The following is a 14,358-nucleotide window of genomic DNA, read 5'->3' as shown; positions in this document are numbered from 1 at the left end:
GCCGTACCGTACGGATTCGGCCACGGAAATCGGCCGCCGCAGCCCTCCAGGGGCCCCGCCTCCCGATTCCCGCCACGCCCACGAGTGAACCCACCACCCACACCGGCCCACGACGCCACCGGCACAGGTTGCCCACGGACGCCCGCACGTCATGTCGTCGTCACCGGCCATTCAGATGCGCTTGCGACGCTCACGCAATGAAGCCCGCCGTGCCTCCTCCCGCCCAGGCGCTCCCGAAAGGGAGGCTGCCCGTGCCCACGGCCCGCTCCGACGCGCCCGACCGGCCGTTCGCGCGGAAGAATGGGGCCATGAGCAAGCAGCCCGCCGAGGTCCCGGTCCAGCCGTCCGCCACGTCCGCCGCCACGCCGTCCGCGTCCGCGTCACCGGCCGCGAAGAACGCCAAGGCGTCCGCCAGGACGACCGGGAAGAAGTCCGCGACCGGCACCGACAAGGGCGGACCGGCCGGCCAGCCCACCGTCGGCTCCATAGCCGCACACCGCCCGCACACGGTCAACACCGCCGGCGAGGGCTCCAAGCTCGACCCCGACCTGGACTCCGACCTCGACGCGTACGAGGACGACGGCACCACCGGCGAGCTCCCCCAGGGCCGCTTCCTCGACCGCGAGCGCAGCTGGCTCGCGTTCAACGAGCGCGTGCTCGAACTGGCCGAGGACCCGACCACACCCCTCCTCGAACGGGCTAACTTCCTCGCGATCTTCGCGTCGAACCTCGACGAGTTCTTCATGGTCCGGGTGGCCGGTCTCAAGCGCCGCATCGCCACCGGCGTCGCCACCCGCTCCGCCTCCGGCCTGCAGCCCCGCGAGGTCCTGGAGCTGATCTGGACCCGCTCGCGCGAGCTCATGGCCCGGCACGCCGCCTGCTACCAGCAGGACGTCGCCCCGGCCCTGGCCGACGAGGGCATCCACCTGATCCGCTGGCCCGAGCTGACCGAGAAGGAGCAGGCGCGCCTCTTCACCCTGTTCCGCCAGCAGATCTTCCCGGTCCTCACGCCGCTCGCCGTGGACCCCGCGCACCCCTTCCCGTACATCTCCGGCCTCTCCCTGAACCTGGCCGTCGTCGTGCGCAACCCGGTCAGCGGCCACCGCCACTTCGCCCGCGTCAAGGTCCCGCCCCTGCTCTCCCGCTTCCTGGAGGCCTCCCCGCAGCGCTACGTCCCGCTGGAGGACGTCATCGCCGCGCACCTGGAGGAGCTCTTCCCCGGCATGGAGGTGCTGGCCCACCACATGTTCCGGGTGACCCGGAACGAGGACCTGGAGGTCGAGGAGGACGACGCGGAGAACCTGCTCCAGGCACTGGAGAAGGAGCTGCTGCGCCGCCGCTTCGGCCCGCCGGTCCGGCTGGAGGTCGAGGAGTCCATCGACCCGTACGTCCTCGACCTGCTCGTGCGCGAGCTGAAGGTCTCCGACGCCGAGGTCTACCCGCTGCCCGGCCCGCTCGACCTCACCGGCCTCTTCGGCATCGCCGGCCTCGACCGGCCCGAGCTGAAGTACCCGAAGTTCGTCGCCGGCACCCACCGGGACCTCGCCGAGGTCGAGTCCGCCTCCGCGCCCGACATCTTCATGGCGCTGCGCGAGCGGGACGTCCTGCTGCACCACCCGTACGACTCCTTCTCCACCTCCGTCCAGGCCTTCCTGGAGCAGGCGGCCGCCGACCCGGACGTCCTCGCGATCAAGCAGACGCTGTACCGGACCTCCGGCAAGTCCCCGATAGTCGACGCCCTGATCGACGCCGCCGAGAGCGGCAAGCAGGTCCTCGTCCTCGTCGAGATCAAGGCCCGCTTCGACGAGCAGGCCAACATCAAGTGGGCGCGGAAGCTGGAGGAGGCCGGCTGCCACGTCGTCTACGGCCTCGTCGGCCTGAAGACGCACTGCAAGCTGTCGCTGGTGGTCCGGCAGGAGGGCGACGTCCTGCGCCGGTACTCGCACGTCGGCACCGGCAACTACCACCCCAAGACGGCCCGGCTCTACGAGGACCTCGGCCTGCTCACCGCCGACCCGCAGGTCGGCGCCGACCTCTCCGACCTGTTCAACCGGCTGTCCGGCTACTCCCGCCGCGAGACCTACCGCCGGCTGCTCACCGCGCCGAAGTCGCTGCGCGACGGGCTGGTCTCCCGGATCCACAAGGAGATCGCCCACCACCAGGCGGGCCGGCCGGCGTACGTACGGATCAAGGTCAACTCGATGGTCGACGAGGCCGTCATCGACGCCTGCTACCGGGCCTCGCAGGCGGGCGTCCCGGTCGACATCTGGGTCCGCGGCATCTGCGCGATCCGTCCGGGCGTCGCCGGACTCTCCGAGAACATCAGGGTCCGCTCGATCCTCGGCCGCTTCCTGGAGCACTCCCGGATCTTCGCCTTCGGCAACGGCGGCGAGCCCGAGGTCTGGCTCGGCAGCGCCGACATGATGCACCGGAACCTCGACCGCCGTATCGAGGCCCTGGTCCGGGTCGCCGACCCGGCCCACCGGGCGGCAATGACCCGGCTCCTGGAGACCGGAATGTCCGACACCACCTCCTCCTGGCACCTCGGCCCGGACGGGAACTGGACGCGGCACGCGACCGACCCCGAGGGCCAGCCGCTGCGGCACGTCCAGGAGATGCTCATCGACGCGCGGAGGCGCCGGCGTGCACAACCCTGATCACCTTTCGGCCACCGCGGGCGTCACCGCGGGCGTCTCGGCGGGAGAGGTCCTCTCCCCCTACCTCCAGGCGCGGGCCGGGGACTTCCTGCGCGCCCTGCGCCTGCACACGGAGGCCGGAGCGGACACGACCGGTTCCGAGGAGGCCGCCCGCGCGCTGCGGGCCGCCGCCCGGCGCATCGGCGGAACGCTGCACACCTTCCGGCCGCTCCTGGACGCCCCCTGGGCCGACCAGCTGCGTACGGAGCTGGCCTGGCTCTCCGGGACGCTCGCCCTGGAGCACGCCTGCACCGCACGGCTCATCCGGCTGGTGGACGCGCTGTCCCGGCTGTCGAGCGCCGGCGGGAGCGGCGGGCCCGTGCCCGCCGCGCGCGGCGCCGAGAGCTCCGGCCTGACGGTCGGCGCCGCCCGGGCCGGCGCCCTGCTTGAGCGCCAGCTCACGCTGGCCCGGACCCGTGCCCACTCGGCGGCCCTCCAGGCCCTCGGCTCCTCCCGCTTCCACGCGGTCGCGGACGCCGTCGCGCTGCTGGCCTCCGAGGTACCGCTCGGGCCCGCGGGGGCGGCCCAGGCGACGGAGGTCCTCGACGCGCCGGCCGCGGTCGTCGAGCGCCGCCTGCTCGACGCGGTGGCCGTCCTGCCGCTGGCCCGCGCGGCCCACCCGTACAACGCCGACGCCCTCGCGCTGGCGGCCGGCGAGACCCAGGACGCGCCCTGGCACCAGACCCGGCTGCTGCTGCGGCTGCACCGGTACGCCTGCGAGGTGCTCCAGGGCGACGCCCCCTCGGACCCGGTACTGGACGAGGCCGGCCGGGCCCTGAACCGCCACCGCGACGCCTCCGAGGCCGCCGCGGCCGCCGCGGGGGCGGCCCGCACACCCCGGATCGCCCCGGCGACGGCGTACGCGCTCGGCGTCCTCCACGCGGACCAGCGCCACGAGGTCGAGGCCGCCCGCTTCGCCTTCCAGCGCGCCTGGCAACACGCGACGGCCCCGGTCCCGTGAACGAGCCCCCGGTCCTCGCGGCGGGCTGCGTCCTGTGGCGGCCCGCCTCCTCGGGCCGGGGCATCGAGGTGGCCTTGATCCACCGGCCGAAGTGGGCAGATTGGTCGCTCCCTAAGGGCAAGCTGAAGCGCGGGGAAGGAGCCCGGGACGCAGCCATCCGCGAGGTGCTGGAGGAGACCGGCATGACGTGCGACCTGGGCCCTGAGCTGCCCACGCTCCGGTACCAGGTCCAGGGACGCCCCAAAGAGGTCCGCTACTGGGCAGCCAAGACCACCGGCGGCGCGTTCGAACCGAATCGAGAAGTGGACCAGATGATCTGGCTCCCGCCTGCGGCCGCCCGGCATCGGCTCACCCGGAGCCAAGACAGGCCCCTCGTCGCCGCTCTCCTGCGCGTGCTGGGCATGTCCGGCGAATCAGCACGAGAGCGCCACCCCTGACCGGACCGTCACCGTGCATCTGGCGCCGACGGCAGGCTTGACGTTCAGGTCAACCGCGACCGGCGGTCGCCAAACGTCCCCCGGGCCGAGACAGCCACTGCGCATCCGCCCTGCCTGCCTGCCGCTACGAAACTCGGGGCAGCTCATCTCGCCACGAGACCTTGAGGAGGCTGGGGTCGAAAGGGGCCTTGCTGCTGACACCTCGCGGGATGGGCAGAACAACGACCGGCGCGAGTACTTGGACGATCGCTTCGCGCTTCTCGTCCAGCTCCATTCGCTCCCACTTCTCTCTGCTCCAGCCGCGAAGCAGGTTCTTCCTGGCCTCATCCTTCAGGTGCTCCCGCTCATCACCCTCCAAGGCTTCGATGGTCCGGTTCAGCCGCGCGAGGAGGCGGGACACGTCATGCCACTCCACTGCGCCCGAAGCGACGGACGCCTCGACGTCCCCTCGCTGCTTACGCAAGTTCGTCAGTTTTCCCCTGCCACGCCAAGGAGTGGTTTCGACCTGGGTGCCGGCGAAGTGCTCGTCGAGGTAGTCGAGCACCTTGCCTTCCAGGAACTCGTCCACTGGTGCCACCCGTCGACCGATGCCCTTGCAGTTGGCATCCCCACACCGGTAGTAATCCCCGTACTTGGCGTTCTTTCCCGTGGACCTGTTACCGGAGAGCTTCGCTCGGCAGACCTCTCCGAGATCGTTGATCCGCCCGCACCGCAGGATTCCGGAGAACAGATAGGTCCGGGTCCGCAGCTCCTCCACCAGCGGACTCGCTTCCGGGCCACTCTTCATCCCCCGGTGCAGGCGGTTCGCCTGGACCCCGATCATGATGCTCTTCCAGGTCTCATAGTCGACACCGTCGGTCTCTTCGTCCGCGTGATCCCACTCACCGATCACGGGCTCGCCCGTCCTTGCCTCCGTCACGAGCTGACCGCCGAGAATGCGGCCTCCCCACCACGCCGGATTGGTGACCACCCCCTTGACCCCTTGCTCAGTCCAGCGTCCGCCCCTCGCCGTCGTCACACCGTTCTTGTTCAGCTCGCCGGTGATGCCGCGCCACGACCTACCGTCAGCACGCGCCTTGATCATGGCGATCAGGTGCGGCCACTCCTCTTCGTTGCGGTGCTTGTTGACGAGCCGGTACGGCTGCTTGGACGCCCCCATCCAGCCGAAGCGGCGAGGTCCGCCGTAGACCCTGCCTTCCTCGGCTCGGTCTGCCGCACTCCGTGTGGTACGCCTGCGCTGTCTATTGGCCTCGGATTCGCCAGGCGCCAACGAGACGAGTTCCACCAGCGCGCTCTCCTCGTCGTTGACCAGGTCCACGGAGTCTTGGCCTTCGATGAAGACCCCGTCACCAGCCATCACCAACGCGTCCTGGAAGGCGACGAAGTCGCGGGCCAGCCGGTACACCCGGTCTCGCTCAACAGCGATGCAGCCCCGGACCGCCAATCCTGTCTCCCCCTCCTGGCCGTACGTCATGTCGCGGCACATCTGCAGGAACGCGGGGCGTTCGACATCGCGCTTGGCGGCGGTGATGTTGTTGTCCTCGTAGTGAAGGACAACCGCGCAGCCATGCAGTCCCGCGTTCCTCGTGTTGTGCCGGTGCTGGCGGGCGACGCCGATGCCATCGCCGTCCAGCCGGTCGGCGGAGATACGTGCATACGAGATCAGGGGGATGCGCCCATCCAACCACTCTTCAGCCTTGCCTCCGCCGTCGAGCCATGCCTGAAGGTCGGGGGCACGGTACGTACGGGAGAACGTCTTGGATTGCCTCGCCGGGCTCCGTGTGTCGATCACGCTTCGAGACTACGTCCACCGCTATAACAAGTTATAGAAAACTAGAAACACCCCAAGGGAAACTTGCAGGGCGCGCGCTCCGCGAAGACACTCTCCGGGCACGGTGAACGCCTCCGGGGACGCCCGCAGCCGTCCCCACCCCAAGGCCCCGCACGCGCGCCGGCGGCCCACCCCAGGCCCCGCCCCGAGGCCCCCACCCAGGCACCCGCACCCGGCCTTCCGGCACGGTTCACTTTCCGTTCACCCGCCCCCGTCGGCCGCTTCACCTGTTCTGCCTAATTTCGGCTGTACAAGGTGCGCAAGCACAGCGCTGCACCCACAACCCCGACACACGCCGCCGTAAAACGTTCAGGACACCCGGTCCGCGGCTGGCGGCTTCTGGAAGGAACACCCGAAAGTGAAGCTTTCGCGCATGAACGGGCTTCGCGCCTCCGCGATCGGTGCCCTCGTCGTCTCCGGCGCCCTCGTCCTCTCGGCGTGTGGCTCGGACAACAACACCGGCACCACGCCGGACGGCGAGAAGACCTCGGCCGCCGCGTCGAACATCAAGTGCGACGGCGCCAAGGGCCAGCTTCTCGCTGCGGGCTCCTCCGCGCAGAAGAACGCCATGGACCTCTGGGTCAAGAACTTCCAGGCCGCGTGTGAGGGCGTCGAGGTCAACTACCAGGCCATCGGCTCCGGCGGCGGTATCACCAAGTTCAACCAGGGCCAGGTCGCGTTCGCCGGCTCCGACTCCGCGCTGAAGGAGGAGGAGGTCGCCGCCTCGGCGAAGATCTGCAAGACCGGCAAGGGCATCAACCTGCCGATGGTCGGTGGCCCCGTCGCCATCGGTTACAAGCTGGACGGCGTGGACAACCTGGTCCTGGACGCCTCCACGATCGCCAAGATCTTCAACACCGACATCAAGAAGTGGAACGACCCGGCGATCGCCAAGCTGAACCCGGGCGCCAAGCTTCCTGACACCAACATCCAGGCGTTCCACCGCTCCGACGAGTCGGGCACCACCCAGAACCTGGGCAAGTACCTCTCCACCGCCGCCCCGGCCGACTGGAAGCACGACCCGAAGACGAAGTCGTGGCCCGCCCCGGGTGGTCAGGCCGCCAACGGCTCCTCCGGTGTCGCCACCGCGGTCAAGGACGCCGAGGGCGCCATCGGCTACTTCGAGCTCTCCTACGCGACCGCCAACAAGATTTCCACCGTCAAGGTGAACACCGGTGCCGCCACCCCGGTCGAGGCCACCCCGGAGAACGCCTCCAAGGCGATCGCCGCCGCGAAGGTCAAGGGCACCGGCTCCGACATGGCCCTCTCCCTCGACTACGCAACCAAGGCCGAGGGCGCCTACCCGATCATCCTCGTCACCTACGAGATCGCCTGCGACAAGGGCAACAAGGCGGAGACCCTGCCGACCCTGAAGGCGTTCCTCAACTACACCGTCTCCGAGGAGGGCCAGAAGGTCCTCTCCGACGCCGGTTACGCCCCGCTCCCGGCCGACATCGCGACCAAGGTCCGCGAGATCGTCCCCACCCTGTCCTGATCCCCGGCCGGGCCCGGTCCGTCGCCTTCACGTGACGGACCGGCCCCGGCATCCGGTGCACCGCCGCCAGGAGCCGTACGCACGTACCGGCTCCGCAGACCGGAGAGACCCGATGGTTACGACAACCACACCACCCATACGAAACAGCCGCCGCGCCAAGAACGCGACGCGCGCGGGAGACCGCGTCTTCCTCGGACTGTCCAAGGGATCCGGCATCACCCTCCTGGTGATCATGGCCGCGATCGCGGGCTTCCTCACCTACCGCGCAGTCCTCGCGATCTCCAAGGACTCCACGAACTTCTTCACCACCTTCGAGTGGAACCCGGCCGGCGTCCCGCCGGTGTTCGGCATCGCGGTCCTCGCCTTCGGCACGATCGTCTCGTCGATCATCGCGATGGCCATCGCCGTGCCGGTCGCGATCGGTATCGCGCTCTTCATCTCGCACTACGCGCCGCGCAAGCTGGCCAAGCCGCTCGCGTACGTGGTCGACCTGCTCGCCGCCGTCCCCAGCATCATCTACGGCCTGTGGGGCGCGATCTTCCTGGTCCCGTACCTCGACGGCCTGAACAAGTGGCTCGACGAGTACCTGGGCTGGACGTACATCTTCGACAAGGCCAGCGACGGCGTCGCCCGCAACCTCTTCACCGTGGGCATCCTGCTGGCGATCATGATCCTCCCGATCATCACCAACGTGACCCGTGAGGTCTTCCTCCAGGTCCCGCAGATGCAGGAGGAGGCCGCCCTCGCCCTCGGCGCCACGCGCTGGGAGGTCATCCGGATGTCGGTCATCCCGTTCGGCCGCTCGGGCATCATCTCCGCCTCGATGCTGGGCCTCGGCCGCGCGCTCGGCGAGACGATGGCCGTCGCCGTCGTGCTCTCGCCCAGCTTCGTCCTCTCGGGCCACCTGCTCGACCCGGGCGGCGGCACATTCGCCCAGAACATCGCGGCGAAGTTCAACGAGGCCGACGCCTTCGGCCGGGACGCCCTGATCGCCTCCGGTCTGGTCCTCTTCGTCATCACGCTGCTGGTCAACGGCGCCGCCCGGTGGATCATCGGTCGCCGCAAGGAGTACTCGGGGGCCAACGCATGAGCCACAACGCCATACAGGATCGTCCGCCCGTCACCGTCACGGTGAAGCGCGATCCGCTCAGCCACTCCCGGCTCCCCAAGTGGACCCCGTTCGCCACCGCCATAGGGTCGATCGCCGCGGCCGTCGGTCTCGGCCTCGCGGCCGGCTGGCACAGCCGCATCCAGTGGGGCCTGATCGCCGCGCTGTTCTTCGTCCTCGGGACGTACGCGATCACCTCCAAGGTCGAGGGCAGCCGTCAGGCCAAGGACCGGGTCGCCACCAGCCTCGTCTGGGTCTGCTTCGTCCTGGCCGTCATCCCGCTGCTCTCCCTCGCCTGGGTCACGATCAGCAAGGGCCTGGAAGTCCTCGACCCGTACTTCCTCTCCCACTCGATGAACGGCGTCCTCGACGCCGAGGCCGGCGGCGGTATCTACCACGCGCTGCTCGGCACCATCGAGCAGGTCGCCATCGCGACCCTGATCGCCGCGCCGATCGGCCTGCTGACCGCGGTCTACCTCGTCGAGTACGGCGGCGGGAAGCTCGCCAAGGCGGTCACCTTCTTCGTCGACGTCATGACGGGCATCCCGTCGATCGTCGCGGGCCTCTTCATCCTCGCCACCTGGAATCTGATGCTGGGCTTCGGGCCCTCCGGATTCGCCGGCGCGATGGCCCTTGCGATCCTGATGATGCCGGTCGTCGTCCGCTCCACCGAGGAGATGCTCAAGCTCGTCCCGAACGAGCTGCGCGAGGCCTCCCTCGCGCTCGGCATCCCGAAGTGGCGCACGATCCTGAAGGTGGTTCTGCCCACCGCGATCGGCGGTATCACCACGGGCGTCATGCTCGCGGTCGCCCGCATCACCGGTGAGACGGCCCCGATCCTGCTCCTCGTGTTCGGTACGAAGCTGATCAACCCGAACCCCTTCGAAGGCGCCCAGTCCTCCCTGCCGCTCTACGTGTACGAGCAGTACGCGGTCGGCACCGACGCCGCAGTGTCCCGCGCCTGGGCCGCCGCGCTCGTCCTGATCGCCTTCGTCATGATCCTCAACATGGTGGCCCGCGGCATCGCCCGCTGGAAGGCCCCCAAGACCAGCCGCTGACGCGGCGACCCTGGAAGTGAATTGATATGGCCAAGCGAATCGACGTCAGCGGCCTCTCCGCGTACTACGGCGCCCACAAGGCGATCGACGACATCTCCATGACGGTCGAGCCCCGCTCGGTGACGGCCTTCATCGGCCCCTCCGGCTGCGGCAAGTCCACGTTCCTGCGCACCCTCAACCGCATGCACGAGGTCACCCCCGGTGGCCGCGTCGAGGGCAAGGTCCTCCTGGACGACCAGGATCTCTACGGCACCGGGGTCGACCCGGTCGCCGTCCGCCGTACGGTCGGCATGGTGTTCCAGCGCCCGAACCCGTTCCCCACCATGTCGATCTTCGACAACGTGGCGGCGGGCCTGCGCCTGAACGGCAGCTACAAGAAGTCCGAGCTCAGCGACATCGTCGAGCGCTCCCTCAAGGGTGCGAACCTCTGGAACGAGGTCAAGGACCGCCTGAACAAGCCGGGCTCCGGCCTCTCCGGCGGTCAGCAGCAGCGTCTGTGCATCGCCCGCGCCATCGCGGTCGAGCCCGACGTCCTGCTGATGGACGAGCCCTGCTCGGCCCTCGACCCGATCTCGACGCTGGCGATCGAGGACCTGATCGGCGAGCTGAAGGAGCGCTTCACGATCGTCATCGTGACGCACAACATGCAGCAGGCCGCCCGTGTCTCGGACCGCACGGCGTTCTTCAACCTGGCGGCCGTCGGCCAGCCGGGCAAGCTCATCGAGCTGGACGACACGGAGCGCATCTTCTCCAACCCGAGCGTCCAGGCGACCGAGGACTACATCTCCGGCCGCTTCGGATAAAACCGCTCCCATACACATCCAGCCCGTGTGTACCCACCACCGGGGGCAACCACCAACGCCCCCGGCACAGGGCCACCACGTGACTGGGTAACGCGTCCTGCGGTGCTGCATGGCGGTGCCACCGCATGACGAAGGGCCCGGCTCTCCTCTGGAGAGCCGGGCCCAACCATTTGTACGACCCCGTTGTGGGCAACTGTTCCGCAGGGCGGAACGGGTGGGCACAACCCCGGAGACCGGCGCCTGTTCAGGCCCGTCCACCCCAAGGACCAGGCTCCGAACCGGAACCCGTCACCCGAAGAACAGCTGCACCACGTAGAAGCTGAGCGCGGCGACGATCGCCGCGGCCGGCATCGTGATGAACCACCCGAGGATGATGTTCTTCGCGACCCCCCACCGCACCGCGTTCACGCGCTTGGTGGCGCCGACACCCATGATCGCCGACGTGATCACATGCGTAGTCGAGATCGGCGCGTGGAACAGAAACGCCGACCCGAACATGATCGACGCCCCCGTCGTCTCCGCCGCGAACCCCTGCGGCGGATCCAGCTCGATGATCTTCCGCCCCAGCGTCCGCATGATCCGCCAGCCACCCGCGTACGTACCCAGCGAGAGCATCACGGCGCACGCGATCTTCACCCAGACCGGAATGTCGTCGCCCGACTGCTGCACATCGGCGATGACCAGCGCCATCACCACGATGCCCATCGTCTTCTGGGCGTCCTGCAGACCGTGACCGAGCGCCATGCCCGCCGCCGACACCGTCTGGGCGATGCGGAAACCGCGCTTCGTCTTGTGCGGGTTGGACCTGCGGAACATCCACATGATCAGGCACATCACCAGGTAACCGGCGACCAGGCCGACGACCGGCGAGATGAACATCGGGATGATGACCTTGTCGAGCACGCCCGACCAGATCACCTCCGTACCGCCGGCAAGGGCCGCGCCCACCATGCCGCCGAACAGCGCGTGCGAGGAGGAGGACGGCAGACCGAAGTACCAGGTCACGAGGTTCCAGATGATCGCGCCGACGAGCGCGGCGAAGAGGATCCCCATCCCCTTGTCACCGTGCGGCGTATCGATCAGGCCCTCGCTGACGGTCTTGGCGACCCCGCTGCCGAGGAACGCTCCGGCGAGGTTCATCACCGCGGCCATCGCCAGCGCCGCCCGCGGGGTCAGCGCCCTCGTCGAGACGGATGTGGCAATGGCATTTGCCGAGTCGTGAAAGCCGTTCGTATACGTGAAGCCGAGCGCGACACCGATGGTCACGATCAGCGCGAAGGTGTCCACGAAGCCTCAGGACTCCTTGACCGCGATGGTCTCCACGGTGTTCGCCACGTGCTCGAATGCGTCGGCCGCCTCTTCGAGGACGTCCACGATCTGCTTGAGCTTGAGCACCTCGATGGCGTCGTACTTGCCGTTGAAGAGGTGGGCGAGCAGCTTGCGGTGGATCTGGTCGGCCTGGTTCTCCAGCCGGTTGATCTCGATCCAGTACTCGGTGAGGTTGTTCATCGTCCGCAGGTGCGGCATCGCCTCGGCGGTCAGCTCCGCCGCCCGCGCCAGCACCTCGATCTGCTGCTCGACACCCTTGGGGAGCTCTTCGACGTTATAGAGGACGACCAGGTCGACGGCCTCCTCCATGAAGTCCATGATGTCGTCGAGGGAGGACGCGAGGTTGTAGATGTCCTCACGGTCGAAGGGCGTGATGAACGAGGAGTTCAACTGGTGGAAGATCGCGTGGGTAGCATCGTCACCCGCGTGCTCCGCCGCCCGCATCCGTTCCGCGATCTCGGCCCGGGCGGAAGGCTCCGCTCCGAGCAGTTCCATCAGGAGCTTCGAGCCCGTGACGATGTTGTCCGCGGACGCGGCGAACATGTCGTAGAAGCTCGTCTCCCTGGGGGTCAGACGAAATCGCACGTGGGGTCCTCGGGGTGCTGGGTTTCGGTCAGGCTGATGCTAGGCGCATCATCCGGCCACGGCTAACCGGCGTCCCTTCAGTGTCGCCCATCAGGCACAGTGATCTACACGGGCCCCCGCCCGGATCGACGGGGATCGGTACCATATACCCACGAGGGGTATACACACCCTTTCTGGACAACGGGAGGACGCGATGACGACCACCGAGGCGGCCGAGGTCACCCCCGAAGCCTCCGCACCCGACGCCGCACCCGCCGCCGCGCCGGCGACCGGCCACGACCACGGCGTGCACGGCTACCACAAGCAGAAGGACGAGCACCTCAAGCGGCTGCGCCGGATCGAGGGCCAGATCCGCGGTCTGCAGCGGATGGTCGACGAGGACACGTACTGCATCGACATACTCACCCAGGTCTCGGCCTCCACGAAGGCCCTGCAGTCCTTCGCGCTCCAGCTCCTGGAGGAGCACCTGCGCCACTGCGTCGCCGACGCCGCGACCAAGGGCGGCGACGAGATCGACGCCAAGGTCGAGGAGGCCACGAAGGCCATCGCCCGGATGATGCGTACCTGAGAGCCCGGGGCCGCCGGCGACGGCGCCCCGGCCGGTCAGCAACGGTCGGCCCGCTCCGTCGCGACCCTCAGCACCTCGTCGATGCGGTCCGCGCTGAGCCGCTCCCCGTCGGCCGCCGACGCGGCGATGATCAGCTCACCGCACAGCTCGATCTCGGCGAGAGCGACGCAGTCCTGGTCAGTGGGCACTGTCGCGGTACTGGGCGGAGCCACGCGCGTTCACCTCTTCCTGCCGGCGTCGGTCTCCCAGCGTAGGGAGCGCGCCACGCACCGCGCATGACTCGTCCGGGCCATTTGGCCATGGCTCCCGGGAGGCTCCCGCCGTTCCCCGCTCCCCGCTCCCCGCTCCCCGTCGCCCGCTTCCCTACACCGTGATCTTCCCGGCGTAGATGTCGGCACGGCTCGGCAGCCGTACGACGACGGGGGTGCCGAACCCGTACAGCAGGGTCGTCGACGCGACCGCGACCGTACGCCCCTTGTTGGCGAAGGTGAACTGGTGCCGGACCTTGCGCAGCCGGCCCTCCGCGTCGAGGTACGCGTCGAAGGGCACGGCGTCCTTGGCGAACCCTTTCGCCGCCGCGGCGAGCGAGCCGCGCACCTGCGGCGAGGCGGCCCGGGCGGCCACCGCGATGTCCGCGACGCCGCGGTAGTGGCTGACTTTCACCCCTGCCAGATCGACCTCGCCGACGTAGGTCACCCGCTGCGCGCCGCGCAGCAGCTCGGCGGCGGCGGCCGGGTCGGTGGCCCCGCCGGTGACGAGGTTGCCGTCGTCGAGGGTGGTGGTGTCGACCCGTACCCACTTGTCGGCCGGGACACCCGCGCCGCGGTTCTTCATGTAGAGCGCGCCGGGGGCCAGGAGCTCGGTGATGGGCCGGTGCCCGTCCGCCCCGGCGGCGTCCTTGGGCAGGACGATCTGGAGGCTGCCGGTACGGCGCCGGAAGTCGTAGCCGCCCTCGCCCCGGATGGTGACGCGCGTCCCGCCGGTCGCCATCTCCATGCTGGTGGTCGCCTTGGCGGTGCCGGCCCGGGTGAGCACCTCGGCCGCGCCCCGTACGGTCGTGGTCGGGTCGCCGCCGGGCTTGGAGTCCTCGGGGCCGGCGCATCCGCCGGCCATCAGTGCCGCGGCGACGGCCCACGCCCCGCCCCTGCGCCCGTACCGCTGCACCACCATCGCCTGCCAACCCCCAACGCCGTACCGCTGCTTGTCCGGGACCCGCCCGATCCGCATAACGACGGCTTGGGCGACCCGTCACGCGCAGTACCGTGGATGCGTGCACGACCACGCCCGACATCACGCGACCACGACGGAACGCGGCTCTTTCGCCATCGCCCGGTGCAGCTGCGGATGGAAGGGTCCGGCGCGAAGATCGCGGGACAAGGCGAGGACGGACGCGACGGCCCACACGGAGTCGGCGCGGGAGTCGGCGTAGGCCGCTGGCGCATGGGAGCTACGGCTCAGGCCGCCAGGTCACACGCCTCTACGGCTCA

The 14,358-nt window shown here is 69.3% G+C and carries 13 protein-coding genes; 8 read left to right on the top strand and 5 right to left on the bottom strand.

Translation table 11 applies throughout. The annotated features are described in order from the left end of the window. The first annotated feature begins 308 nt into the window (after positions 1-308). The 3 genes from Q5762_RS34080 to Q5762_RS34070 are packed head-to-tail and all read left to right on the top strand — an operon-like array spanning position 309 to position 4,094. Positions 309-2,657, top strand: a complete 2,349-nt coding sequence (locus Q5762_RS34080) for an RNA degradosome polyphosphate kinase (RefSeq protein ID WP_315896179.1) — start codon at positions 309-311, stop codon at positions 2,655-2,657. Beyond that, a complete protein-coding gene (locus tag Q5762_RS34075; RefSeq protein WP_315896178.1) occupies positions 2,644-3,657 on the top strand; it encodes a CHAD domain-containing protein in 1,014 nt (337 codons plus the stop codon). The genes Q5762_RS34080 and Q5762_RS34075 overlap by 14 nt, the downstream gene beginning before the upstream one ends. After that, a complete protein-coding gene (locus Q5762_RS34070) occupies positions 3,654-4,094 on the top strand; it encodes an NUDIX hydrolase (protein WP_315896177.1) in 441 nt (146 codons plus the stop codon). The genes Q5762_RS34075 and Q5762_RS34070 overlap by 4 nt, the downstream gene beginning before the upstream one ends. A 124-nt stretch (positions 4,095-4,218) precedes the next feature. Here Q5762_RS34070 and Q5762_RS34065 read toward each other — a convergent pair whose 3' ends face one another. Next, positions 4,219-5,886: a recombinase family protein gene (locus tag Q5762_RS34065; protein ID WP_315896176.1), complete on the bottom strand. Its 1,668-nt coding sequence runs from the start codon at positions 5,884-5,886 to the stop codon at positions 4,219-4,221. A 397-nt stretch (positions 5,887-6,283) separates the two neighbouring features. Between Q5762_RS34065 and pstS the strand changes: the two genes are divergently transcribed. The 4 genes from pstS (at position 6,284) to pstB (ending at position 10,389) form a co-directional block, all read left to right on the top strand. Next, positions 6,284-7,420 (top strand): phosphate ABC transporter substrate-binding protein PstS, encoded by a 1,137-nt coding sequence (pstS, locus tag Q5762_RS34060; RefSeq protein WP_315896175.1) that lies wholly within the window; start codon positions 6,284-6,286, stop codon positions 7,418-7,420. Positions 7,421-7,532: 112 nt separating this feature from the next. Continuing rightward, on the top strand, positions 7,533-8,510 hold the full coding sequence (gene pstC, locus Q5762_RS34055) for a phosphate ABC transporter permease subunit PstC (RefSeq protein ID WP_315896174.1): 978 nt from the start codon (positions 7,533-7,535) through the stop codon (positions 8,508-8,510). Next, a complete protein-coding gene (gene pstA / locus Q5762_RS34050; RefSeq protein WP_315896173.1) occupies positions 8,507-9,586 on the top strand; it encodes a phosphate ABC transporter permease PstA in 1,080 nt (359 codons plus the stop codon). Before pstC ends, pstA begins: the two co-directional genes overlap by 4 nt. A 26-nt stretch (positions 9,587-9,612) precedes the next feature. After that, positions 9,613-10,389, top strand: a complete 777-nt coding sequence (gene pstB, locus Q5762_RS34045) for a phosphate ABC transporter ATP-binding protein PstB (RefSeq protein WP_315896172.1) — start codon at positions 9,613-9,615, stop codon at positions 10,387-10,389. A gap of 288 nt (positions 10,390-10,677) precedes the next feature. Here pstB and Q5762_RS34040 read toward each other — a convergent pair whose 3' ends face one another. Next, positions 10,678-11,676 (bottom strand): anion permease, encoded by a 999-nt coding sequence (locus Q5762_RS34040; protein WP_315896171.1) that lies wholly within the window; start codon positions 11,674-11,676, stop codon positions 10,678-10,680. Positions 11,677-11,682: 6 nt separating this feature from the next. Further along, on the bottom strand, positions 11,683-12,303 hold the full coding sequence (locus Q5762_RS34035) for a DUF47 family protein (RefSeq protein ID WP_315896170.1): 621 nt from the start codon (positions 12,301-12,303) through the stop codon (positions 11,683-11,685). 193 nt (positions 12,304-12,496) lie between these two features. Here Q5762_RS34035 and Q5762_RS34030 point away from each other — a divergent pair, with 193 nt between their 5' ends. Continuing rightward, a complete protein-coding gene (locus Q5762_RS34030; protein ID WP_315896169.1) occupies positions 12,497-12,871 on the top strand; it encodes a metal-sensitive transcriptional regulator in 375 nt (124 codons plus the stop codon). A 35-nt stretch (positions 12,872-12,906) separates the two neighbouring features. Here the strand turns inward: Q5762_RS34030 and Q5762_RS34025 are convergent, their stop codons facing one another. Both Q5762_RS34025 and Q5762_RS34020 read right to left on the bottom strand, forming a co-directional pair. Then, positions 12,907-13,083 carry a hypothetical protein gene (locus tag Q5762_RS34025; RefSeq protein ID WP_315896168.1) on the bottom strand — a complete coding sequence of 59 codons (177 nt, stop codon included), beginning with the start codon at positions 13,081-13,083 and terminating at the stop codon, positions 12,907-12,909. 151 nt (positions 13,084-13,234) lie between these two features. Next, positions 13,235-14,041, bottom strand: a complete 807-nt coding sequence (locus Q5762_RS34020; protein WP_315896201.1) for a hypothetical protein — start codon at positions 14,039-14,041, stop codon at positions 13,235-13,237. Positions 14,042-14,358 lie beyond the last annotated feature (317 nt).

Source organism: Streptomyces sp. P9(2023), assembly GCF_032436795.1.
GTDB lineage: Bacteria > Actinomycetota > Actinomycetes > Streptomycetales > Streptomycetaceae > Streptomyces.
The sequence above is the reverse complement of the archived record's forward strand: the minus strand, read 5'-3'. Positions and strand labels throughout refer to the sequence as shown.